The following is a 23,210-nucleotide window of genomic DNA, read 5'->3' on the forward strand; positions in this document are numbered from 1 at the left end:
GGAGGCGGTATATTATGGTGAATTTTTTTGTGAAATTTTTAAGTGAGCCTACAGTTGTATTGGGATTGGTAGCTATGATCGGTCTTATTGCGATGAAAAACAGACCATCAACCGTGATTCAAGGAACAATGAAAACAATGCTGGGCTTTCTGATTTTGAGCGCAGGATCAAGTTTGATTGCATCTGCATTGACACCGTTTAGTACAATGTTTAACGCGGCATTTGGAATGTCGGGCGTTGTTCCCGAAGATAATGCGTTAGTAGCGGCTGTTCAGACAGTGCTTGGATTTGAAACGCCTATGATTATGCTTTTATCTTTTGTGATTAATATTATCTTGGCGAGAATTACTCCGTTTAAGTATATTTTCCTGACAGGACATATGATGTTTTCATTTGCAGGAACGATGGCGATCGTGTTGGATCAGATGGGGATCAACGGATGGACGGCGGTTGCAATCGGTTCTGTTGTTCAGGGAATTTGTATGGTTGCATTTCCGGCAATCGCTCAGCCTTATACAAGAAAAATTTTAAAAACAGATGAGGTTGCATTTGGATTTTGGGGAAGTTCTCTGATTGTTTTTAGTGGATTTGTTGGAAAGTTAGTCGGAAAGAAAAATCGTGATGAAGAAACGGATACATGGGAAAAGGTAAAAGTGTCGAACAAACTTGACTTTTTGAAAGATATGTCAATTCTTATGAGTATCGTTATGATCGTAGTTTATATCTTTACAGCTTTGATGGCTGGAACGGAAGTTGTTTCAGAATTAGCCGGTGGACAAAATGTGATCGTGTATGCAGTTATTCAGGCAATGACATTTGTAGCAGGAGTACTCGTACTGCTTCAAGGTGTCAGAATGTTTCTTGGTGAGATTATTCCGGCGTTTAAAGGAATCAGCGAGAAACTCATTCCGGGTGCAAGACCTGCGTTGGATGTTCCGATCTTTTATGCAAGTGGTCCGGTTGCTACAACAGTTGGTTTTCTCTGTGCAATGGTCGGCGGAATTCTTGCAACTTTGATTTCGACTCAGTTGGAAGTTGTTGTATTACCGGGAGTGATAGGCTTATTTTTCATGGGCGGAGCTGCCGGAGTGTTTGGCGATAAATTAGGTGGCAAAAGAGGATGCGTTGTCGCTTCATTTCTTTTAGGATTTTTATTTACGCTGATCGTGGCGCTGGCGTATCCGTTAATTGATGTGACAGGATATGGAGTGGAAGGTCTGTGGTTTGCATCGACAGACGCAATTCTTGTGGCTGTATTCATGCGCTTGATAGGAATGATTGCAGGAGTTTAAAAGGAAAGTGGAAAAAGGAAGGCGGTATGAGAATGAAATTTGCGAGAACAGTTTGCGGAGACATTAAGGCGGATGAAATGGGATTTACATACCCGCATGAACATTTGTATGCAGTTCCGCCAATATGTCAGAAAGACAGGGATTTGGAAGTCAGTGATTATGAAGGAAGCGTAGAGGAATTGAAGCTGTTTAAATCGGTAGGCGGACAGACATTGGTAGAGGCATCTACTTTAGATTATGGCCGTAATCTGCCTCTTTTGAAAAAAATGTCTGAAGAGACAGGCGTTCATGTTATTGCTACAACCGGATTTAACAAACATATTTACTATCCGCAGTGGGTAGAAGAAAAAAGCACAGAAGAGATTTCCAATATTCTTGCAGATGATATCCTAAAAGGAAGAGACGGGATCAGAGCAGGGTTCATAAAAATTGGTACATATTATAATATGATCCATCCGCTCGAAGAAAAAACGGCAGTTGCAGCGGCACAGGCACAGAAAAAGTGTGGAGCGCCAATTTGGGGGCATACCGAAGCCGGAACGATGGGAATGGAACTGTTAGACATTCTTGCCCGTGAAAAAGTAGATTTTTCTACCGTTGTTTTAGGACATTTAGATCGGAATCCGGATGAATATTACTTGCTGAAACTTGCAGATCGGGGAATTTATATTCAATTTGACGGACCGGGAAAGGTAAAATATTATCCGGACAGTGTTAGAATTGCATTAATTAAGTCATTGATATCCCACGGATATACCGATCAGCTTCTTATTTCGGGTGATATGGGAAGAGCATCTTATTTGGAAGGATATGGAGGCGGTCCGGGATTTCGATATATTAAAACAAAATTCATTCCAAGACTTCTCGATGAAGGAGTAAGTGAGGATGTCATTAATAAAATTTTTGTAGAAAATCCGAAACGATGGCTGGCAGTTTATTAGGGAGTGAAATGATGTTAGAAAATGCAAAACTTGTGTCGATCATTCGTGAGGTGGCAGAAAAAGAAATTATTCCTATTATGGAAGGACTTGTGGAAGAAGGGATCCGATGGTTTGAAATTTCTCTAAGTGACGGAGAAAACGGGATGCAATGCATTAGAACTAGCAGAAAGCATTTCAAAGGTCGAGATGTTTATATTGGCGCAGGGACAGTGACAAAAAAAGAAGAGATTGATGTCCTTTCAGATATGGGTGTGCCGTATATTTTGACTCCTGGATTTGATGAGCAGATTGTCCGGTATGCGTTGAAACGGAAGATAGAAGTTCTTCCCGGCGTGTTGACGCCCTCTGAAGTTCAGGCAGCGGCAAATTGTGGAATTCATCTTGTGAAATTATTTCCTGCGGATGCATTTTCCAATCATTATATTAAGTCATTAAAAGGTCCCTTCCCAAGGATGGACTATGTTGCAGTTGGCGGGGTAACGCCGGAAAACGCGACGACCTTTTATAGATTAGGATATAAAGGTGTGGCGGCTGGAAGCAATCTTGTCCCGAAACATGCGCAGAGTACCGATCTAAAAACAATTAGACAAACAGCGCGAAAGTATGTGGAGGCGGCAAAAATATGAGTAATCAGGTGAAAGATATGACATGGCAGGAAGTGCAGGAAAAGTTACATGCATTTCCGGTAGTAATCGTTCCTATTGGATCAACGGAACAGCATGGATATCATCTTCCCCTTGGAACCGATGTTTATTTGGCAGAAGCACTGGCTGAAAGGGCAGCAGAAAAAACAGGGGCTCTTGTGTATCCAAGTATTCATTTCGGGTATTCGTGGAGTTGGCGTGACAGGATCGGAACCGTGGCGGTCAGGCAGAATATTCTTCAGGAAACATTGAAGGATGTTGTTCGCTCTGTAGAAAGATATGGAGTAAAACTTCTCGTTTTTTTGAATGGACATGAGGCGAACGGGTCAACGATGAAATACGCGATACGGGAAATACAAGATGAAACAGATGTGAAAGTACTGGGGATGTTTTATCCGGGAATGAAAGAAATTTATAATGAATATATGGAGACTCCGACATGGGGAGGTATGTTTCATGCATGTGAATTTGAGACATCACTTATGCTGGCGGTAAAGCCGGAGATCGTTCATATGGAGCGGGCGGTGGAAGAATATCCCGCCAGACCGATTGTGTATGGGATGGATAACACCTCAATCGGGGATCTGAGTGTCTCGGGAACGTATGGAAATCCGATTCCTGCAACGGCAGAAAAAGGAGCGGCAATGCTGGAACAGTTTGCAGAAAATATATCGGCGATTATAGCGGAGTGTATGAAGGAGCTTGGTTGAAAAATACAAAAAGATCATAAAAAGAAATAAATAATAGAAAGAAGTGTAAAAAACATCGGAAACGGAACCGATCCTTAAAAGTTTACTTATGGGAGACGTTTTGATTTCCGGTGTTTTTTGTAAATGAATAGGAGTAAAATGTAGACGAATATGTGATATAATAGAAAAAAACTTGCATATTATGCAGAAACGATGTATTATTATGCAAAACGGTGCATATTCATACCATAATGCATGGAGAAACCGTGCGGACAGGATATGAACCTGAAAAACAAACAGCAGAGAGGATTGGATAGATTATGATAAAAGTTGGAATTATCGGCGCAACAGGATATGCGGGCGGTGAACTTGTAAGAATATTGACTGGGCATAAAGATGCAGAAATCAAATGGTATGGCTCAAGAAGCTACATAGATAAAAAATACGCGGACGTATATCAAAATATGTTTCAGATCGTAGATGCGGTCTGTATGGATGATAATATGGAAGAGCTGGCATCCCGGGTAGACGTTATTTTTACGGCTACTCCGCAGGGATTATGCGCGTCTCTTGTAAATGAAGATATTTTGTCAAAGACGAAGATTATAGATTTGAGCGCGGATTTCCGCTTGAAAGATGCAGAAGTTTATGAGGAGTGGTACAAGCTGGAACACAAATCGCCTCAGTTTATTGAGGAGGCGGTATACGGATTGTGTGAAGTTAATCGGGAAGACGTAAAGAATGCCCGCCTCGTGGCAAATCCGGGATGCTATACGACATGTTCTATATTGACGGCATATCCGCTGGCAAAAGAAGGACTGATCGATATGGACACTTTGATCATTGATGCGAAGTCAGGAACGTCAGGGGCAGGCAGAGGTGCAAAACTTCCGAATCTTTATTGCGAAGTAAACGAAAATATCAAAGCTTACGGAGTGGCGACACATAGACATACGCCGGAGATTGAAGAGCAGCTTGGATATGCATCAGGGAAAAAAGTAGTTCTTAATTTTACTCCTCATCTTGTTCCGATGAACAGAGGAATCTTGGCTACAGAGTATGCAAAACTTACGAAAGAAGTAAGCTATGAAGAAGTAAAGGCTGTGTATGATAAATATTACGGCAGTGAAAAGTTTGTGCGTGTACTTGAAAAAGAGGTGTGTCCGGAGACAAAATGGGTAGAAGGAAGCAACTATGTCGATATCGGATTTAAGATCGATCCGCGGACAAATCGAATTATTATGATGGGAGCAATCGACAATCTTGTCAAAGGAGCGGCAGGGCAGGCAGTGCAAAATATGAACTTGATGTTCGGACTTCCGGAAAGTGAAGGCTTGGAACTTGTGCCGATGTTCCCGTAATGTGTTTTGGAACGGTATGTTTACGGTATGCAAAAAAGCGATCAGAAGAAAATCAAACAGAAAAAAGGGAGATCATTATGATACGAGTCATGACGATAGAAGATTATGACGGAGTGTATGCTCTGTGGAAAAAAATAAAAGGGTTCGGCATTCGCAGCATCGATGATTCAAGGGAAGGGGTAGATCGTTTCTTGAAACGAAATCCAACAACAAGCGTTGTGGCTGAAAAGGACGGACGTATTGTCGGAAGTATTCTATGCGGGCATGATGGAAGAAGAGGATGCCTGTACCATGTGTGTGTGGATGAGCAATACAGGCGTCATGGAATAGGAAAAGAAATGGTTGTCTTTGCCATGAAAGCGCTGAAAGAAGAACAGATTAATAAAGTATCTTTGATTGCATTTACAGAAAATGATATAGGAAATGCTTTTTGGAATACGATTGGCTGGACAGAACGTTTGGATCTGAATTACTATGATTTTACGTTAAATGAGGAAAATATAACAGCGTTCAACGAACAATAAGAGAAGAATGCAATCCGATATATGAGCAGAACTGTAACAGGGTACAGTTCTGCTTTTAATATAGAGAGAAGAAGTGATAAAAAATGTTTTGAAAAATTTATTTTTGGATATCGATTCCCTCAAAAAACATTTCGTAAGGAATATCGTATATCATTTTTAGGCAAACAAGATCGGTTGTTCGAAGGTTACGCTTTCCCCGTTCAATATTTGCGTATGCGGTTCGATGGATAAACGCTCCCATCGTGCTCATTGTATCAGTTAGTTGCTGCTGTGTATAGCCATGAGATGTTCTTAACAGAGCAAGATTATTGGTAAATACAGGATGTCTAAGCAGCATAGTTATCGAAGTTCTTGGGAGTGAAATGGGCGTTAGATCAACAAAGAAATCAGAATAAGGAATATTGTAGATGTTTTTTAAGACGACCAAGTCAAAAACTTTGATATTGCCGGAGGAGGATTCGATAAATTTGTAACCTTCTCGTGAGATAGTACTTCCTCGGATTTGCATTTGTGCGACCAGTTTTTCTTGCGAAAAATGATGTTTGTGCCGTAAATCTTTCAGTGTGGAAGCAAAAATTTGTTTCGGGTTTTTCATATGATGTCTCCTTTAAGTGTCGATATATTAAGTGTTTCCCATAAATCTTGGCAATATTTTGACAACATATAGTTACATTTTTACTTGAAGTGTATAGGTTTAATGTGGTAATATTGGTAATGCCTAGTTACTATATGCGGATTAACCGATAAAACATTCCGAAAAGTAACTCTTTGGAGGGGGCAAAACTAATTTGCCCTCTATTTTCGAAATAGAGGGCAATAAAAAAAGGGGCGGTGTGGACAGAAATAATTCTCACTGATATCTTCTGCTTTTCACAGCAGTGTAGTAGAAAGGAGTTGGGACGCCATGAGCAGAACAATAAAGAAGATGAGGAGAGGAGTAGAGAATGAATAAAATAAAGAGGGGCGTGTCACTGTTATTATGCAGCTTATTGCTTGGATCTATTCTTACGGCAGGGAGCGTGACAGATGTTCAGGCAAGTAAACAACAGACAACCACAGTGACGAAACAATCAATAAAGAATACAAAAACAGCGAAGGAAGTTTCCGACGATCAGACATCAGATAAGGCAGGGCAGAATAAGGAAAACGAAACAGAGGAAACTGCACAAACTGCACAAACTGATACAGTTGAATCATCGGAAACTTTTTCTGTATTGCCTGTTTATGCGGGAACAGAAACGGCAATCAGTGCAGACAGAGAGACGGGAATCCGGCAGATTATGGACGTTGGTTTTACAGATCGTAATTTTGCCTCGGCAGTTTATGATTCTTTGTTTGAAGCCGGATGGCTGGGAACAGGAGATCAAACTGTGAAAGAAGTTTTGGGATCTTTTACGGGAACGATAGAAGCAGACGGATACGAGAGAAAATTAACTTACATAGTAACTGCGAATAAAATACTATTCAATCCAAGTACTCACGTTATAGCTGTTTCAGAACAATTTGATACATTAGAAAAGGCGACGGTATACTATGATTCATTAGTAGATATTCCCGGCGTGGAACAATATGCTGATAAAAAAATTACCCAAAAAAAGGTTGCGTCGAATACACAAAAGCCGGAAAGTGAATTGATCAAAAATATCGAAGGAATTGAATGGCTTAGAAAGGCAGAATCAATAGATTTAAAAAATAATGCGATTTCAGATTTGAATCCATTGTCTATAGAACGGATAAAAGCGATCGCTTCAGAAAATGGAGAAACGGACATTCAAGAGGGGAAAGCCTGGTTTGGAAGTAAGGCGAAAAATGTCAGTATTGATGTATCTATAAATCCAATCCAAAGGATTCCTGAAGAAGCAGCAGGACGTTTGCTATTTGATACTTTGACTAAAGTTGCGAGTGAAATGAAGCTCCCTTCGTTTGTTTATATAAAACCGGATGAGAATATTCCTGATATAGAAATAAGCGAGAAGATACAGCTTCCGGAAATGAAACGGGGAGATAAACTGTTTGAGATATCGAAAAACAAGGACGATACATATATTGCGTTGCAGAAGGACAATGAAGGGGCAGTAATAGATTATAATCATTTGACGAATACAGAACTGCCGATTGACGGAATTTCAAGAAGCGGGAAACTTGTAATTGGAGTAGCCGTAGCTGAAAACAGCGAGTTTAAATTTTGGGGAACGGCAGAAAATTTTGTGGATGATTTGATCACTCCCAGCAGTACAAGTATTAAATATAAATTTAGTCAAATGCTCAATGTTTATACGAAGGTAAAACCGGGACCTTCGTCAGCTTTTACGGAGATTGATTTTACAAAGACGGTAGCAGATACGGATAGACCGGTAAAGGGTGCAAAATTTCAGCTATATAAGGCATATGTAAACTCAGAAGGAAATTCAGAACAAGGGGACTTATATGATTCAAACTATTATACGACGGATGAGAATGGTAAGATCTCCTTTGAAGCAACACTTCCGAGTGGAAGTTATTGTTTTGTAGAAGCAGAGGCGCCAAAAGGATTTAAATTGGATTCGACTCCGCTTTTTTTCCAAGTTGGCGGAGGAAAAGTGGTGATTACAGGCGGTGAACCGACGGTAACTCCTACGGGAGGGCAGGCGACTTCAGCCGGAGCAGACAGTACTTATATAGATCGATATTCTCCTGAGGTGACGATGGAGGTTATACCGGATAAAGGGCTGGAGCTATATAAGATTATTGTATGTTATTTTGATCGGGAGACACAGACAAATGTGTATCAAGAATTTAAAAACGAGACGGAAAAAAATGAAGCTGCGACAAATGCTGCTGCGTTTATTAATGCAGGAAAAGGAGGCGCAAATAAGGTCGGAATAATCGATGGTACGGTGACGGTTTATCCGGTATTTACTCAGGAAAAGGTGACATTGCAAGCAGAAAATGAAAGAGCTACAACGGATTTCTCATTTCAAAAAATAAATGTGGAAACCGGAGATCCTATGACAGGTGTTACATTTGAACTTACGTGTGATCATAAGCATGATGAAGAATGTGGTGGGTTGAACTCTCCGGAACTTTGTACACATGCACATAATGATGTAAAGGGTAATACGGATAAGAAAGGGTGTACATGGACGAATGAGCAGGAAAGCGCTGAAGATGGAAGCGTAACCTTTTCAGACCTTACATCAGGAACATATATATTAGAGGAGCTGGAAACATTAGAAGGCTTTATTTTGCCAAAAGGAACGTGGACAGTAACTGTGAATGCAGATCCGGATAAAGGGGAAGAAAGGATTACCGTAAAGAAAACAAATAAAGACGATTCGATGACACCGGAATTTAAACTTGAAGGAGACAGCTTTGTAGTTGGGAATGATCCTACAGTTCCGTTTTCCTTTCAAAAGATAGACGAAAAAACAGGCGATGCGCTTGCAGATGCGGAGTTTACCATTTATCAGGAAAAAGATGAAACTTCGGGTGAATGGGAACAAGTAGGAGAACCGGTTGGTTCATCAAAAGAGGGTGTTGTTGATTTTGGCCGGTTAAAGCCGGGAACATATTTCCTTGTGGAGACGAAAGCGCCTAAGGGGTATTTGAAACCGACAGGATATTGGGAGGTGGTAATTCAAATTACAAAAGAAGGCACAGAGGAAGTTGCTTTTAAAGCGGTAGGAGATGTACCTGCAATTAGCGGAAATTACATAGATGGATTTAAAATTTCTAATAGAGAGACAAGCCGTCTTCCAAAGTTGGGGGGAAACGGTACGGGAATTTTTGTATTTAGTGGAGTTGTAATCATTTGTTGTTCACTGGTACTGTATTTTAAATTTAAAAGAAGAGGAGCTTAAAGACTATGGGAAAGATTTTGAAACGTTTAACAACAATAGCTCTGGCGGCAGTAATGCTGTTTGGAACAATGACAACTGCGTTTGCAGCAGATGAAAACGAAGGAATTACCGTAAATAATAATAAGAAAGGATCGATTACGATTCATAAGTATAAAATGCCGGATACAGAAAATGCATTTGAATCAAACACAGAGAGCGGCGGTACTGCATTGAGTGAAGATAAGTTGCCAAAAACAGCAGTCCCTTTGCCGAATGTTCAATTTAAGATTACAAGAGTAGTGCAAAATGAAAACGGAGAGTGGGTATCTGCAGAAGGCGATCTCGCTTATAGTGCGGAGGCTCAAACAGATAAGGATGGAGAAATTACTTTTGGCAAGCTTAATTTAGGCAGATATAAAATAGAAGAATTAGGGATTGACGGAGGAGATGGAAGTAATGCTGTCCTTCCAAATGAGGCAGACGATGCGATGGCAGGAAAAGCATTTTTTGTTGATGTTCCGATGACAGAGGCTGATGGGAAGACGCTTAACTATGATGTGCATGTATATCCGAAAAATGAAGTATTGTCCATTGAAAAAGATGTTACATATGTAGGCAATAAGCATGATTCTTTCAACATGAATGAAGAACAGACATGGATCATTAATACGGCTATTCCGGGTAATATTGCATTAAAAAAAGACTCGGGATCAGATGAATATAATGTAGCGCAAATATATGAAGTCGTAGATAAAATTGACTCTCAGCTTACTTATAAGAAATATGATGAAAACGGTGAAGTTGTTGTTCAGGCTGTAACTATGACATATGGATCGGTGGACGGAGGTGCATTGACAAAAGACACAGATTATAATGTGCAGATACCTTCTGAAAATAATGGTAATACATTGAAAGTAAGTCTTACAGATGCCGGAAAGGTGAAATTGAAAAAATTAATCAACCTTTCAGTTGAACCGGCGGCATTTCTTCAGATCCAATTTAAGACAGTAATAAATGAAACGGCAAAAACAGGAGAAGCTATCTATAATGGTGCAGATTTGAATTTTACAAATGTGGCGGGCAGTGAAACTGTTACAGTAAGCGTACCGGAGGATCAACGTCCGGAAGTACATACGGGTCGGATCTCTGTGAAAAAGGTAGGAGAAAAAGTAGATGGAGCTCCTTTAGAGGGTGTTGAATTTATGATTTTTGATACCTTGGAAAACGCACAGGCAGCAGTAGAAGTTCTTCAAAATAATAATCCGGTAGAAGACATTAAGGGTGCATTGGAAGTATATGATCCGAATCAAACGAAGTATACAACTATTGTAAGGACGAATTCTGATGGTGTTGCAGAGTTCAAAGGTCTTGCATATTATACTAATAAGGCAAATGAAACAGGTAAAGTGAAAGGCGACAATGAAGGAACCGGAGAGAAGACGTACTACATCGTAGAGATAAAAACAGTAAAAGGTTATCAGCTTCCAAGTAAATATTTTGAAGTGAAAGTGAACCAGACGTCATCTGTCGCAGCAGACCCCACAGAAACGATCGTAAACGTAAAACCGAGTAAGCTTCCGGCAGCAGGCGGAAGAGGAACGATCATCTTTACGGCAGTTGGTTTGACTGTAATGGCGGCGGCAGGAATTATTATCCTGATGTCCAGAAAGAAAAAGGATCGTTAATCAATAGAAAATAGATTGAAAGATTAAGAAGGAAGAGGGAGGGAGTCTCAGCGGACGAACCTCCCTTTAGGTAATTATGAGCAGAAGTAAGAAACTAATCGTAAGTGTTCTTTTTCTGATCGGAGCATGTATTCTATTGTATCCCGCAGTCAGTAATAAATTGGCGGAGCGGCATCAGGCAGAGATGATCAGCAATTATGCGGAAACTGTGGGAGAACTTCCGAAGGCAGATCTGAAGGCGGAATGGGAAAAGGCGGTAAAGTATAATGAATCTGTCACCGGAACGTCTGTAGAAGACCCGTTCATCTTAGGAAGCGGTTCGGTTCTGCCTGATAATTATAAGGATGTGCTCGATGTAGAAGAAAAAGAGGGGGTTATGGGATATATTGAAATTCCGGCGATTGATGTCAAGATCCCAATCTATCATGGAGTCAGCGAGAAGGTGTTAAGGAAGGGCGTCGGACATATGGAAACCACTGCCCTTCCTATAGGGGGAAAAGGCACGCATTCGGTTCTTGCAGCTCACAGAGGGCTGTCTACGGCAAAGCTGTTTACGGATCTGGATAAAATGAAAGAAGGGGATTTGTTTTATATCCATGTGCTGGATCATCTTCTGACTTATGAGGTGGATCAGATTTTGGTGATCGAGCCGGAAGATACAGACGCGCTGCGCCCGGAAGCAGATAAGGAATATGTGACCCTTTTAACATGTACGCCCTACGGAGTGAACAGTCACAGACTGCTTGTTCGGGGTGAAAAAACGTCTGACGAAATTGTGGAAGAAAACGATGTGAAAGAGCAAGATGCGGTGAAAAAAACGCGGGATATGACAGAAATAATCGCATATGCAGCAGCGGCATTTGCACTGTTTAGTTTATTTGTGGCTGTAGTGACGATATGTATCAGGAAAATAAGAAAGAAGCGAAGAAGAACAAGGGGAAGAAGGAAAAAAGCAGGGAAGAAAAGCGGTGTGCAAAGGAGAAGAAGATGAAAAAAGTAAAAAAACGAAGAAAACTTTTTGTTTTCGGTCTGATCCTCCTTTTGATCGGATGCGGGATCCTTTTGTATCCCCACATTTTGCAGCTGTTTTATGGAATAAAGACAGGGATCATGTCCCGGCAATTTGAAGAAAACATGGAAAGCGTTCAGCATACAGATCCTGAAAAATATACTCGTCTTTATGAAGCGATGAAGAAGTATAATGAAGAGCTTATAGAAAACAATCAGGAAAAACTGATGGATCCATATGCGTATGAAGATCCGGCAATCCGTTTGGAAGAATACGGAATAGAAGATGGAATTGCAGGATATATCCGAATTCCGGCTATGGGGATCGAACTGCCCTTATATTTGGGGGCTAATGAAGAAAATATGTCAAAGGGAGCTGCTCAGCTTACAGAAACATCCATGCCCATCGGCGGGAAGAATACGAATATGGCGGTTGTTGCCCACAGGGGATACAGCTATGCAAAGATGTTTCGGGAAATTGAGAAACTAAAAATCGGTGATGAAATATTTATTACGAATTTGTGGGAAACGATGACTTACAAAGTGGAGAAGATCGAGATTATTTCTCCGGATGAGATCAATAAGATCAGAATACAGGAAGGGAAAGATATGGTGACACTTGTGACCTGTCATCCATACCCTCACAATTATCAGCGGTACTTAGTTTACTGTGAGCGAGTTCAGGATGTAAAATGATTGCAGAGTTGAAAATCCGGTTAAAAATCTGATTGAAAATCCAATGGTGAAATGGTTGACAAAATGGATTTTATTTCATAATATAGTAGCTAATAATATTTACGAATAGATTCAGAAGAAGAGATGATATAAGATCATCACAGAGAAAAAGGCGGGGAGAACAAAAATAACAGCACAGACGTTTCGGAAAAAACAGTTCTTCTTTCATCAAAGTGAAATCGCGGATTGACTTCGCCTCTTTCGAGGGGCGGAGTTTTCTTGATTTATATGGGAAATATTTGCGAAGGTCTGTGAGTTTCGGAGAAGTTTTTCTGACCTGTTTTGGTAAAGAGAATGAAGGAAAAGAAGAGAAGGAGAGGATAAAATGAAAGTAATCGATGGCGGAGTGACAGCGGCAAAAGGATTTCAGGCAGCGGCAGCAGCAGCGGGGATCAAGTATAAAGACCGTACAGACATGGCGTTGATCTACAGCGAAAAGCCGTGTAAGGCAGCAGGAACTTTTACGACCAATCTTGTGAAAGCGGCGCCTGTAAAATGGGATCGCGCAATTATAGAAAGTAAACGGAAACCGCAGGCTGTGATCGTGAACTCCGGCATCGCGAATGCATGTACCGGAGAAGAGGGGATGAAATATTGTGAAGAGACGGCGAAAGAGGCGGCAGCCGTTCTCGGCGTGGATGCGGACAGTGTACTTGTCGGTTCTACAGGGGTGATCGGTATGCAGCTTCCGATGGACCGGGTGAAAGCAGGAATTGAAATGCTGGCAGAGACAAAGGACAGCGGCAGAGAGAGCGGAATAGAAGCGGCAAAAGCGATTATGACGACAGACACGAAGAAAAAGGAAGCGGCGGTTACATTGGAGATCGGAGGAAAAACCGTGACGATCGGCGGAATGTCGAAAGGGTCGGGAATGATCCATCCGAATATGTGTACAATGTTAGCCTTTCTGACAACGGATGCGGCGATCACGAAAAAAGCGCTTCAATGTGCGCTAAGCGAAGATGTGGAAGATACATATAATATGATTTCCGTGGATGGAGATACGTCTACAAACGATACGGTTCTTTTGCTTGCTAACGGACTGGCGGATAATAAGAAGATTAAGTATGGAACGAAAGAGTATTTTCAGTTTAAAGAAGCGCTTCATTATGTGAACGAGACGCTTGCCAAGGAGATGGCAGGAGACGGAGAAGGGGCAACGGCGCTTTTCGAGGTGAAAGTAGTCGGTGCGAAGACGAAAGAGCAGGCAAAGATCTTATCAAAATCAATTATTTGTTCAAACTTGACGAAAACAGCGATCGCAGGGCATGATGCAAACTGGGGAAGGATTCTCTGCGCGATGGGATATTCAGGAGCACAGTTTGATCCGGAGAAAGTGGATCTGTTTTTTGAAAGCTCCGCAGGAAAACTTCAGATTATCGAAAATGGAGTTGCGTTAGATTACAGTGAAGAGAAAGCGACGGAGATCCTGTCACAATCGAAGGTGACGGCAGTTGCAGATCTTAAAGAAGGAGACGCTCAGGCGACGGCGTGGGGATGTGATCTGACTCACGAATATATCAGCATTAATGCAGATTACAGAAGTTAACAGACATCAGCAAAGAAAGAATGATTTGCAAAATGAAGGATATCAGACAGGAAGATTGGAGAGAGAACATGAATAAAAATATGCAGCAATATCTTGACAAAGCAGAAGTCCTGATCGAGGCTTTACCGTATATTCAGCGGTTCAACCGGAAGATCATCGTTGTGAAATATGGCGGAAGCGCTATGATTGACGAGGATCTGAAACGTCGTGTGATCGAGGATGTGACTCTTTTAAAACTTGTTGGGTTTAAACCGATCATCGTGCATGGCGGAGGAAAAGAGATCAGTAAATGGGTAGGAAAAGTCGGAATGGAACCGAACTTTATCAATGGTCTTCGAGTGACAGATGAAGATACGATGGAAGTGGCGGAAATGGTTCTCGGAAAGGTGAATAAAAGTCTTGTTCAGCTTGTGGAGAGTCTTGGTGTACGGGCAATCGGCATCAGCGGCAAGGACGGCGCTCTTCTGAAAGTGGATAAAAAGTATTCTGATGGGCAGGACATCGGTTATGTAGGCGAAGTCAAAGAAGTAAACTCGCAGATTATTTACGATCTTTTGGAAAAGGATTTTCTTCCGATCATCTGTCCTGTAGGTTTAGATGATAATTATCAGACATATAATATTAATGCAGATGACGCGGCATGTGCGATCGCTCGTGCGGTGAAGGCGGAAAAGCTGGCGTTTCTGACAGATATTGAAGGCGTATATAAAGATCCGAAAGATCCTTCTACATTGATTTCAGAGCTGTGTGTAAAAGAAGCGGAAAAGTTGATGACAGAAGGTTATATCGGCGGCGGAATGCTTCCGAAATTACAGAATTGCATTGACGCAATCGAGGCTGGCGTTTCCAGAGTACATATTCTTGACGGAAGGATTCCTCATTGTCTCCTTCTTGAGATCTTTACAAATAAAGGAATCGGAACAGCGATTTTAAACAGCACAGAAAGCAGGTACAATCACGATGAACAGTAAAATACAGGCGGCAGAAGAAAATCTTATCCATGTATACAATCGTTTCCCGATCGCCCTCGATCATGGAGAGGGTATGTATCTGTATGATACAGAAGGAAAAGAATATCTTGATTTTGCGGCAGGATTTGCGGTGACAGGACTTGGATACGACAATAAAGAGCTGAACGGGGCTCTCAAAGAACAGATTGACAAACTATATCATACATCGAATCTTTATTATCATGAAAGCTGCGGAGAGGCGGCAGAAGCGCTGAATAAAGTCAGCGGAATGGATCGGGTATTTTTCACGAACAGCGGCGGAGAGGCAAATGAAGGAGCTTTGAAGGCGGCGAGACGATATGCATATACGAAGGGAACGGGCAGATATGAATTTATTGCCATGGAAAATTCTTTTCATGGAAGATCGTTCGGAGCGGTGTCAGTGACAGGACATGATTCTTACAGAGAACCATTTGAACCGCTTGTTCCGGGAGTGAAGTTTGCAAAGTTCAATGATCTTGAAAGTGTGAAAGCGCTTGTGAATGAAAAGACATGCGCGATCATTTTAGAACCGCTTCAAGGAGAAGGCGGAATCCATCTTGCAGAGCAGAAGTTTATGGAAGGCATTCGGAAAATCTGTGATGAGAATGACATTCTTATGATCTGTGATGAAGTGCAGTGCGGAATGGGAAGAACCGGATCGATGTTTGCATGGCAAGGATTCGGGGTGAAACCGGACATCCTTACGATGGCGAAGGCGATCGGAAACGGGATTCCGGTTGGAGCGTTTGCCATGACAGAAGAAGTTGCCGGATATTCTCTGCAGCCGGGAGATCACGGCGCAACATACGGCGGAAATCCTCTTGCATGTACTGCGGTCAAGACGGTTCTTCATATCTTTGAGCGGGAGGACATCGTAGGACATGTCAATGCGGTTACTCCGTATTTTACAGAAAAATTAGAAGAACTTAAGGCAGAATTTGACTGTGTGACAGAGCGCAGAGGAAAAGGTCTTATGCAGGGACTTGTGATTACAAAGCCGATCAAAGAAGTCAATGATCGCGCGATTGAGGAAGGTCTGCTTATTATACAGGCGCAGGGAAATGTGATCCGCTTCGTTCCGCCTCTGATTGTAGAAAAAGAGCATATCGATCAGATGGTTGAGAAAATGCGCAGAATACTTGCATAAAAACAGAATAAGAAACCGGTCGTAGGACATACTAAGGAAAGTGAGAAAATTGTTTCGTTTAAACAGTTCGGAGGTATGTATATGATCGGTTTTTTTATTGCCCTTCTATCAGGAGCGCTTATGAGTATTCAGGGAGTATTTAATACACAGGTCACAAAGACAACCGGGATGTGGGTCGGAAACGGCTGGGTACAGTTGACTGCATTTGCGGTCTGTTTTGCAATGTGGCTTTTTACGGGGAGAGATCAGGTGACGCAGCTAATGGAAGTACAACCCAAATATATGCTGTTGGGAGGCGTGATCGGCGCGGGAATCACATGGACGGTCATAAAGAGTATTGATGCGCTGGGACCTGCAAGATCCGCTCTTTTGATCGTGATCGCGCAGCTTACGGTTGCGTATCTGATCCAGCTTTTTGGATTATTTGGAATGGATAAAGAGCCGTTTTCATGGCGAAAAGCAGGAGGGCTGCTTCTTGCAGTAGTAGGCATAACTGTCTTTCAATGGAAGTAAAAGTAACAAATATGAAATATTCGTATAAAATTCGTAAAGAAAAAGAAATAAAATAGTAATACAAGGATAAGGATGTAACAAGACGTTAATTATCTATTGTATTTTTAGTAAAAATTCGTTACAATACTAATGTCCGATATAAAAAGGGGTAATTCTCCCGGCAAAGCTGAGGAGAAGAATATGCGAGACAATCTGAAGAAAAGAATGAAAAAACATGCTGTTATGACAGCGCTCTTTTTTACTGCCGCGTCTTGGATCATCGGATGTGCAAAAAATGATGCAGAAGTGTCAGAAACAGGGACGGAAGACTTTGTATTCACTGCACAAGACGAGGATGCAGACAGCGCAGACAACGAAGCTGGAGACAGCGGTACGGCTGACGGAAAAACAAAAAGCAAAAAAGTATTTGTGTATGTGTGCGGGGAAGTGCATAACCCGGGCGTATATGAGCTGGAACATGATGCTCGGGTATTTCAGGCGATCGCGCTGGCAGGCGGAGCAACTGAGAATGCCGCGCCGGAAGCAGTCAATCAGGCGAGGGTCATTGTTGACGGAGAACAGATTTACGTGCCTTCGGCAGAAGAAGTACAAGGCACAGGGGTTGGATCGAAAATAACCGAACGTACGGATGATGGGAAGATAAATATTAATACAGCCGGAAAAGAGGAACTCATGACGCTTACAGGAGTCGGAGAGGCGAAAGCGTTAAGTATTATCGCTTACCGTGAGGAGCACGGAGGTTTTCAGTCGATTGAGGAATTGATGCAGATTGAGGGAATCAAAGAGGGAGTATTTAACAAAATAAAAGAAGATATAACGATTTGACAGAAAAAGAGCGGTTTACGGACCGCGATGCATAAGGAGTCGAAAAAAGAGGAGTATGGGTAAAAGAATTTTAGTTGTTGATGATGAAAAGCTGATTGTAAAAGGAATTCGTTTCAGCCTGGAACAAGAAGGGATGGAAGTGGATTGCGCCTATGATGGCGAGGAGGCTCTTGAATACGCGAAAACCTGTGAGTATGATCTTGTTCTTCTCGATGTAATGCTGCCGAAACTGGACGGATTTCAGGTGTGTCAGCAGATCCGGGAATTTTCGGATATGCCGGTGGTGATGCTGACGGCAAAGAGTGAAGACATGGATAAGATCTTAGGTTTGGAATACGGTGCGGACGATTATATAACGAAACCGTTCAATATTTTAGAGGTTAAGGCACGGATCAAAGCGATCATGCGGCGGACGTCAAAGAGGAAAGAACCGTCAGGCGGTCCGGTGCTGGTCAAAGGAAGTCTGAAGATCGATTGTGAGAGCCGGAGAGTGTTCATCGGGGAGAGAGAGATCAACCTTACGGCAAAAGAGTTTGATGTTTTGGAGCTTTTGGCGATGAATCCGAATAAAGTGTACAGCAGGGAGAATCTTCTGAATCTCGTTTGGGGATACGATTATCCGGGAGATGCAAGAACAGTAGACGTACATATCAGAAGACTTCGGGAAAAGATCGAGATGAATCCGAGTGAACCGAAATATGTACATACGAAGTGGGGAGTGGGTTATTATTTCCAAGATTAAATATCAATTTATATCTAACCGTAAGATTTTCGGGAACATGCGCTTCTGCGTGATCCTCTGTACGATGCTGGCAGGGCTGATCCCCTGCCTTGCAACGCTTTTCGGGATCGTAAGATTTTACGAGTCGCGGGCGGTCGAACTTCGGACTGCGGAAATTCAAAATCAGTGTACCATATTAAGTAATCAGCTTTCGGCATACGGCTATCTTTCAGATCCGACCTCGGAAGTGATCGATTCCAATCTGACCCAACTGACTAATATCTATAACGGCAGGGTAATGATCATGGATGAAGATCTGTGCGTGATAAAAGATACATATAATCTTGATGAAGGCAAGACAAATGTATCAGAGAATGTTGTGCGCTGTATGAAGGCAGAGCCGACGAATCATTATGACAAAAAGAATCATTACATCGAAGTGACGTCTCCGATCAATCTTCCGGGAAAGAAGAAAATAGACGGTGTGATTTTGGCAAGTGTGTCTACGGACAGCATAGAAGTTACGAAACAGGTATTTTATACACACGGCGGCGTTGTCGTCGGAATCGCAGCGATTCTTCTGGCTGTTTTTGGGGTGGCTCTGGCGAATAAGCTTGTGAAACCAATCCATAAGATTACAGGAGCGATTGAGAACGTGAGCGAGGGATACAGCGATGATGTTTTGCATGTAGATACGTTTGCGGAGACGAGTCAGTTAAGCGAAGCCTTTAACAAGATGCTCGGCAGGCTGAAACAGTTGGACGATTCCAGAGAAGAATTTGTTTCGAATGTTTCCCATGAACTAAAGACGCCGATGACGTCGATGAAAGTATTGGCAGATTCGCTTCTTGAGCAGGAAGGTCTTCCGGTGGAGATGTACCGTGAATTTATGGAAGATATTGCGAAAGAGATCGACAGAGAAAATCAGATCATAACCGATCTGCTCTCGCTTGTGAAAATGAACCGTACAGGACAGACGATGAATATTCAGCAGGTGAATATCAATGATTTGCTTGAACAGATTTTAAAACGGCTCAAACCGATTGCGGAGAAGAAAAATGTGGAGATGGTTTTGGAAAGCTTCCGACCGGTGAGTGCAGAGATCGACGAGACGAAATTTACGCTTGCTGTTTCTAATCTTGTGGAAAATGCAATCAAGTACAATCATGAAAACGGCTGGGTTCATGTGTCCTTGAATGCCGATCATAAATATTTTTATCTGAAAGTGGAAGATTCGGGACTGGGAATACCGCAGGAAGACCAGGCGCATATATTTGAACGATTTTATCGGGTGGACAAGTCTCATTCCAGAGAGATCGGAGGAACTGGCTTAGGCCTTGCGATTGCAAGAAATGCGGTTATCGTTCATCGAGGTTCCATCAAAGTGTATAGTGAGGAAGGCGAAGGAACAACCTTTACGGTTCGTATTCCGCTGATCTACACGACAGTGCCGGAAGGAGTGGGAAGATGAAAAGAAACAGGAAACTTGCAGTTGTAATCTGCATCTGTCTTATTCTGTCGTTGTGTCTGCCCCTGTTTCTTTCGGGCTGCGGTGGAAAAGGAAAAAAAGATTCCGAGATGTCGGTTTACTATCTTAATGAAGACAGAACCGGACTTGTTAAAGTGCCGTACGAGAAAGAGACGGACGATGGGAAGATGACTGAGGAAGAGATCTGTAATACAGCAAAAGATATGTTGGAGACACTTCGGAAACCTTCGGAAAAAATCGAATATGTTCCGCCTATTCCGAATGAGGTGAAGGTGCAGAAATACGAGCTTCGGGGAAGTATTTTAGATGTAGATTTCAGTAAAGCTTATTTGGAAGTCAACAGTTTGGAGGAAAAACTGATGCGGGCATCTATTGTTCGATCGCTTTTGGAAATCGGAGGAGTCAACGCGGTCTTGTTTACGATCGACGGGGAATCTTTGAAAGACGGTAAAGGCAATGCGGTGGGGCTTATGACAGAAGATGATTTCGTGGAAACTGCCGGATCATCTCCAAGCGCCTATCAGACCGTGGAACTGACTTTGTATTTTGCAAATGAGAGCGGTGACAAACTCGTACCACAGACAGTTACGGCAAGGTACAACAGTAATTTGTCGAAAGGGAAGATGATCGTAGAAAAATTAATGCAGGGGCCTGAGAGCGGAGCGTACCCTACGATCAATTCCAATGCGAATCTGCTAGGTGTGACGATTAAAGATAATATTTGTTATGTGAATTTTGACAGTACGTTCTTGACAGGAGAGTATGATATCTTGCCGAAACTTACTATTTATTCGATCGTAAATTCGCTTGTTGAGGGAACAGAGGCGACGCAGGTTCAGATTACGATTAACGGAGAGTCGAAAGCCAAGTATATGGGAGCAGTAGATCTTTCACAGCCATTGGAGGAAGATCTGGATTTGATCGCAGCCGACGATCAGGAATGAGAAAAAGACCATTATGCATATTTTGTGTGCTGTTTCTTGCAGCACAGGCAGTCCGAGCGCTGTGTTTCGGCGCGGGAGCTTATACTTCCGCGCTGGGGCAGGCTTTGGAGCAAAAGAAGGAAGAGATCGGTGTTTTGCTGGAAGGAACAGTAGATACGATCGAGGAAAAGAAATCTGTGACGGCAGTTCGTTTAAAGAAGAATGCCGTATCTTTATTAAATCATGATTATCTGCAAAATTTTTCGCAGGAACTTTCACAAAAAAATCAGGAAAAGATCCTTGTCTATTTGGATAAGGAGGCAGCAGAGCCGGTTAAGATCGGAAACAGGCTCAGGATAAAAGGAAGGGCGTCTGCATTTGAAACAGCCCGCAATCCGGGGAATTTTGATCAAAAAGCTTATTATAAAAGGCAGAGGATCTCTGCTTGTGTATGGGCGGATGAATCAGAGATTGTGTCTCGGAAGACAGAGAGGGTCAGACAGTATCTTCATATATTGCGCCGGAACTGGAAAAGACTTTTTACAGAGTGTCTCGGCGAGTATTATGGAAATGCGATGAGCGCAATTTTGCTCGGGGAAAAGTCAGAATTAGATATCGATATGAAGAAGTCATATCAGAAAAACGGCATCGGGCATCTTTTGGCGATATCGGGACTGCACATGTCGTTTATCGGAAGCGGGATCTATCGGATCATGAGAAAAAGCGGATTAGGATTTATTTTTTCGGGTATGGCAGGAGGCGGTGTGCTTCTTCTGTATACGATCATGACCGGGGGAAGCGTTTCTTCTGTCAGAGCGCTGATTATGTTTTGTGTACGGATGGGTGCAGAAGCGGCGGGAAGGGACTATGATCTTCCGACGAGTCTTGCGCTTGCCGCGGCATGGATCTGTGCAGAAGATCCGTTCTCTTTGACGGACCCCGGATTTTTGTTTTCTTTTGGCGCTCTTTGCGGGATCTGTATGCTGACACCGCTGCTTGAGCATCTGTTTTTCTGCGGTGGGAAACAGACAGAAGAAAAGCGCAGGATCGGGAAAAAGGCATCCCTGCGGAAAGGGCTTTGCGGAAGTCTTGCAGTCAATCTGTTTTTACTTGGTCCGACGCTGTATTTCTATTTTGAAATTCCGCCTTATTCTGTTTTTTTAAATCTGATCGTCATTCCGGCGCTTTCGATCCTTATGGGCGCAGGGATGTTCGGAACAGCAGCGATACTCTGCATAAGACCTGTCGGATCTGTTTTGCTGAAGGCGGCAAGTATGGTGTTGTGGCTGTATGACCGGTTGTGCGAAGGGGTGCAGATGCTTCCGTTTGGCCGGATTATAGCCGGAAAGCCAAGTATAGAACTGCTGGCTGCGTATTATGTGATCTTGATCATTTTGTGGGGAATGTACTGCTGTTTTCGAAAACGGATCTTCGGATATCTGTTGCTGGGACTGGCGGCGCTGACAGTCTTTTTCTGTAAGACCGGGCACGAAACCGACGGAGAGATCAAGGTGACGGTACTGGATGTAGGGCAGGGAGACGGGATTGTGATTTCGGCAGGTAAAGAACGGTTTCTAATCGATGGAGGAAGCAGTGATGTGGAGAAAGTCGGCGCTTACCGGATCGAGCCGTATTTACTGTCAGAAGGGGCAGATCATCTGGATTATGTTTTCGTGACTCACGGAGATGAAGATCATATCAGCGGAGTGAGGGAATTATTGGAAGGGCAGAAGCTGGGGATTCGGATTAATACTCTTGTGCTTCCGCCAAAGGAATATCAGGGGGAGGAGTTGGAAGAGCTGGCGCGAACGGCAGTCGAAAACGAAACCCGTGTTATTGTGATGAAAGCCGGAGCGAAGATCTGCCAAAATCAGAATGCAGAAGAAAAAAAGGAAAAAACAGGAGGCGTGATATGGAAATGTGTCGGCCCGCCTTCAGAAGGTGTGCCGAATCAGAGGAAGCCGAAAGCAGGAAATGAGGCTTCTCTTGTGCTTGCACTGTCTTACGGGGATTTTGATATGCTTTTTACCGGAGATGCAGAAGGAAAAGGAGAAGAGCTCCTCATTGAAAGCGGAGTCTTAAGGGAAAGCGAAGTTTTAAAATGTGCTCATCACGGCTCGAAAAATTCAGGGGCAGATGCATTTTTGGATCAAGTCAATCCAAAAGCCGCCGTGATCTCTGCCGGTGTGAATAATCGGTATGGGCATCCCCATGAAGAGACGGTGAAGAAGTTGAAAGACCGGAATATAAAAGTGTACAATACGCAGATCGGCGGGGCTGTCTGCATTCATTCTGATGGAAGGAAGATGAGGATTGATAGTTTTCTCTTGTCAAACTGATCTTTTTTCCTTTAT

At 42.6% G+C, this 23,210-nt stretch carries 20 protein-coding genes; 19 read left to right on the top strand and 1 reads right to left on the bottom strand.

The genetic code is table 11. The annotated features are described in order from the left end of the window. Positions 1–14: 14 nt before the first annotated feature. The 6 genes from RCH61_RS00435 to RCH61_RS00460 all read left to right on the top strand — a co-directional run bounded on the left by RCH61_RS00435 (position 15) and on the right by RCH61_RS00460 (position 5,451). The gene (locus tag RCH61_RS00435) at positions 15–1,292 is read left to right on the top strand and encodes a PTS ascorbate transporter subunit IIC (RefSeq protein ID WP_306479542.1); all 1,278 of its coding nucleotides are present in this window, start codon (positions 15–17) and stop codon (positions 1,290–1,292) included. A gap of 26 nt (positions 1,293–1,318) precedes the next feature. Further along, entirely contained in the window at positions 1,319–2,233 is a 915-nt protein-coding gene (locus RCH61_RS00440) for a phosphotriesterase family protein (protein ID WP_306479543.1), read from the top strand. Next, positions 2,215–2,859, top strand: a complete 645-nt coding sequence (locus RCH61_RS00445) for a bifunctional 4-hydroxy-2-oxoglutarate aldolase/2-dehydro-3-deoxy-phosphogluconate aldolase (protein ID WP_306479544.1) — start codon at positions 2,215–2,217, stop codon at positions 2,857–2,859. Before RCH61_RS00440 ends, RCH61_RS00445 begins: the two co-directional genes overlap by 19 nt. After that, the gene (locus tag RCH61_RS00450) at positions 2,856–3,587 is read left to right on the top strand and encodes a creatininase family protein (RefSeq protein ID WP_178007671.1); all 732 of its coding nucleotides are present in this window, start codon (positions 2,856–2,858) and stop codon (positions 3,585–3,587) included. The genes RCH61_RS00445 and RCH61_RS00450 overlap by 4 nt, the downstream gene beginning before the upstream one ends. Before the next feature lie 299 nt (positions 3,588–3,886). Then, on the top strand, positions 3,887–4,927 hold the full coding sequence (argC, locus tag RCH61_RS00455) for an N-acetyl-gamma-glutamyl-phosphate reductase (RefSeq protein ID WP_306479545.1): 1,041 nt from the start codon (positions 3,887–3,889) through the stop codon (positions 4,925–4,927). 77 nt (positions 4,928–5,004) lie between these two features. Beyond that, positions 5,005–5,451 carry a GNAT family N-acetyltransferase gene (locus tag RCH61_RS00460; RefSeq protein ID WP_306479546.1) on the top strand — a complete coding sequence of 149 codons (447 nt, stop codon included), beginning with the start codon at positions 5,005–5,007 and terminating at the stop codon, positions 5,449–5,451. A 97-nt stretch (positions 5,452–5,548) separates the two neighbouring features. Here the strand turns inward: RCH61_RS00460 and RCH61_RS00465 are convergent, their stop codons facing one another. Next, positions 5,549–6,046, bottom strand: a complete 498-nt coding sequence (locus tag RCH61_RS00465) for a helix-turn-helix domain-containing protein (RefSeq protein ID WP_306479547.1) — start codon at positions 6,044–6,046, stop codon at positions 5,549–5,551. Between the two features lie 349 nt (positions 6,047–6,395). Here RCH61_RS00465 and RCH61_RS00470 point away from each other — a divergent pair, with 349 nt between their 5' ends. The 13 genes from RCH61_RS00470 to RCH61_RS00530 all read left to right on the top strand — a co-directional run bounded on the left by RCH61_RS00470 (position 6,396) and on the right by RCH61_RS00530 (position 23,195). Next, complete coding sequence (locus RCH61_RS00470; RefSeq protein WP_306479548.1) at positions 6,396–9,290, top strand: prealbumin-like fold domain-containing protein; 2,895 nt, start codon at positions 6,396–6,398, stop codon at positions 9,288–9,290. Between the two features lie 5 nt (positions 9,291–9,295). Next, positions 9,296–10,954 (top strand): SpaH/EbpB family LPXTG-anchored major pilin, encoded by a 1,659-nt coding sequence (locus RCH61_RS00475; protein WP_306479549.1) that lies wholly within the window; start codon positions 9,296–9,298, stop codon positions 10,952–10,954. 76 nt (positions 10,955–11,030) lie between these two features. Beyond that, on the top strand, positions 11,031–11,945 hold the full coding sequence (locus RCH61_RS00480; RefSeq protein WP_306479550.1) for a class C sortase: 915 nt from the start codon (positions 11,031–11,033) through the stop codon (positions 11,943–11,945). Beyond that, on the top strand, positions 11,942–12,658 hold the full coding sequence (locus tag RCH61_RS00485; protein WP_306479551.1) for a class C sortase: 717 nt from the start codon (positions 11,942–11,944) through the stop codon (positions 12,656–12,658). The genes RCH61_RS00480 and RCH61_RS00485 overlap by 4 nt, the downstream gene beginning before the upstream one ends. A 364-nt stretch (positions 12,659–13,022) precedes the next feature. Further along, positions 13,023–14,246: a bifunctional glutamate N-acetyltransferase/amino-acid acetyltransferase ArgJ gene (gene argJ / locus RCH61_RS00490; protein ID WP_306479552.1), complete on the top strand. Its 1,224-nt coding sequence runs from the start codon at positions 13,023–13,025 to the stop codon at positions 14,244–14,246. A gap of 68 nt (positions 14,247–14,314) precedes the next feature. Beyond that, entirely contained in the window at positions 14,315–15,217 is a 903-nt protein-coding gene (argB, locus tag RCH61_RS00495) for an acetylglutamate kinase (RefSeq protein WP_306479553.1), read from the top strand. Continuing rightward, positions 15,207–16,385, top strand: coding sequence for an aspartate aminotransferase family protein (locus RCH61_RS00500; RefSeq protein ID WP_178007323.1), 1,179 nt, complete (start codon positions 15,207–15,209; stop codon positions 16,383–16,385). The genes argB and RCH61_RS00500 overlap by 11 nt, the downstream gene beginning before the upstream one ends. Before the next feature lie 81 nt (positions 16,386–16,466). Then, positions 16,467–16,898, top strand: a complete 432-nt coding sequence (locus RCH61_RS00505; protein WP_178007321.1) for a DMT family transporter — start codon at positions 16,467–16,469, stop codon at positions 16,896–16,898. A 180-nt stretch (positions 16,899–17,078) separates the two neighbouring features. Next, on the top strand, positions 17,079–17,723 hold the full coding sequence (locus RCH61_RS00510) for a helix-hairpin-helix domain-containing protein (protein WP_178007319.1): 645 nt from the start codon (positions 17,079–17,081) through the stop codon (positions 17,721–17,723). Positions 17,724–17,778: 55 nt separating this feature from the next. After that, positions 17,779–18,465, top strand: a complete 687-nt coding sequence (locus RCH61_RS00515; protein WP_306479554.1) for a response regulator transcription factor — start codon at positions 17,779–17,781, stop codon at positions 18,463–18,465. Next, positions 18,422–19,915, top strand: a complete 1,494-nt coding sequence (locus tag RCH61_RS00520) for a sensor histidine kinase (RefSeq protein ID WP_306479555.1) — start codon at positions 18,422–18,424, stop codon at positions 19,913–19,915. The genes RCH61_RS00515 and RCH61_RS00520 overlap by 44 nt, the downstream gene beginning before the upstream one ends. Next, on the top strand, positions 19,912–20,877 hold the full coding sequence (locus RCH61_RS00525) for a GerMN domain-containing protein (RefSeq protein WP_178006212.1): 966 nt from the start codon (positions 19,912–19,914) through the stop codon (positions 20,875–20,877). Before RCH61_RS00520 ends, RCH61_RS00525 begins: the two co-directional genes overlap by 4 nt. Continuing rightward, positions 20,874–23,195, top strand: coding sequence for a DNA internalization-related competence protein ComEC/Rec2 (locus RCH61_RS00530; RefSeq protein WP_306479556.1), 2,322 nt, complete (start codon positions 20,874–20,876; stop codon positions 23,193–23,195). The genes RCH61_RS00525 and RCH61_RS00530 overlap by 4 nt, the downstream gene beginning before the upstream one ends. Positions 23,196–23,210 lie beyond the last annotated feature (15 nt).

It is taken from the genome of Mediterraneibacter sp., assembly GCF_030825015.1.
Taxonomy (GTDB): domain Bacteria; phylum Bacillota; class Clostridia; order Lachnospirales; family Lachnospiraceae; genus Mediterraneibacter.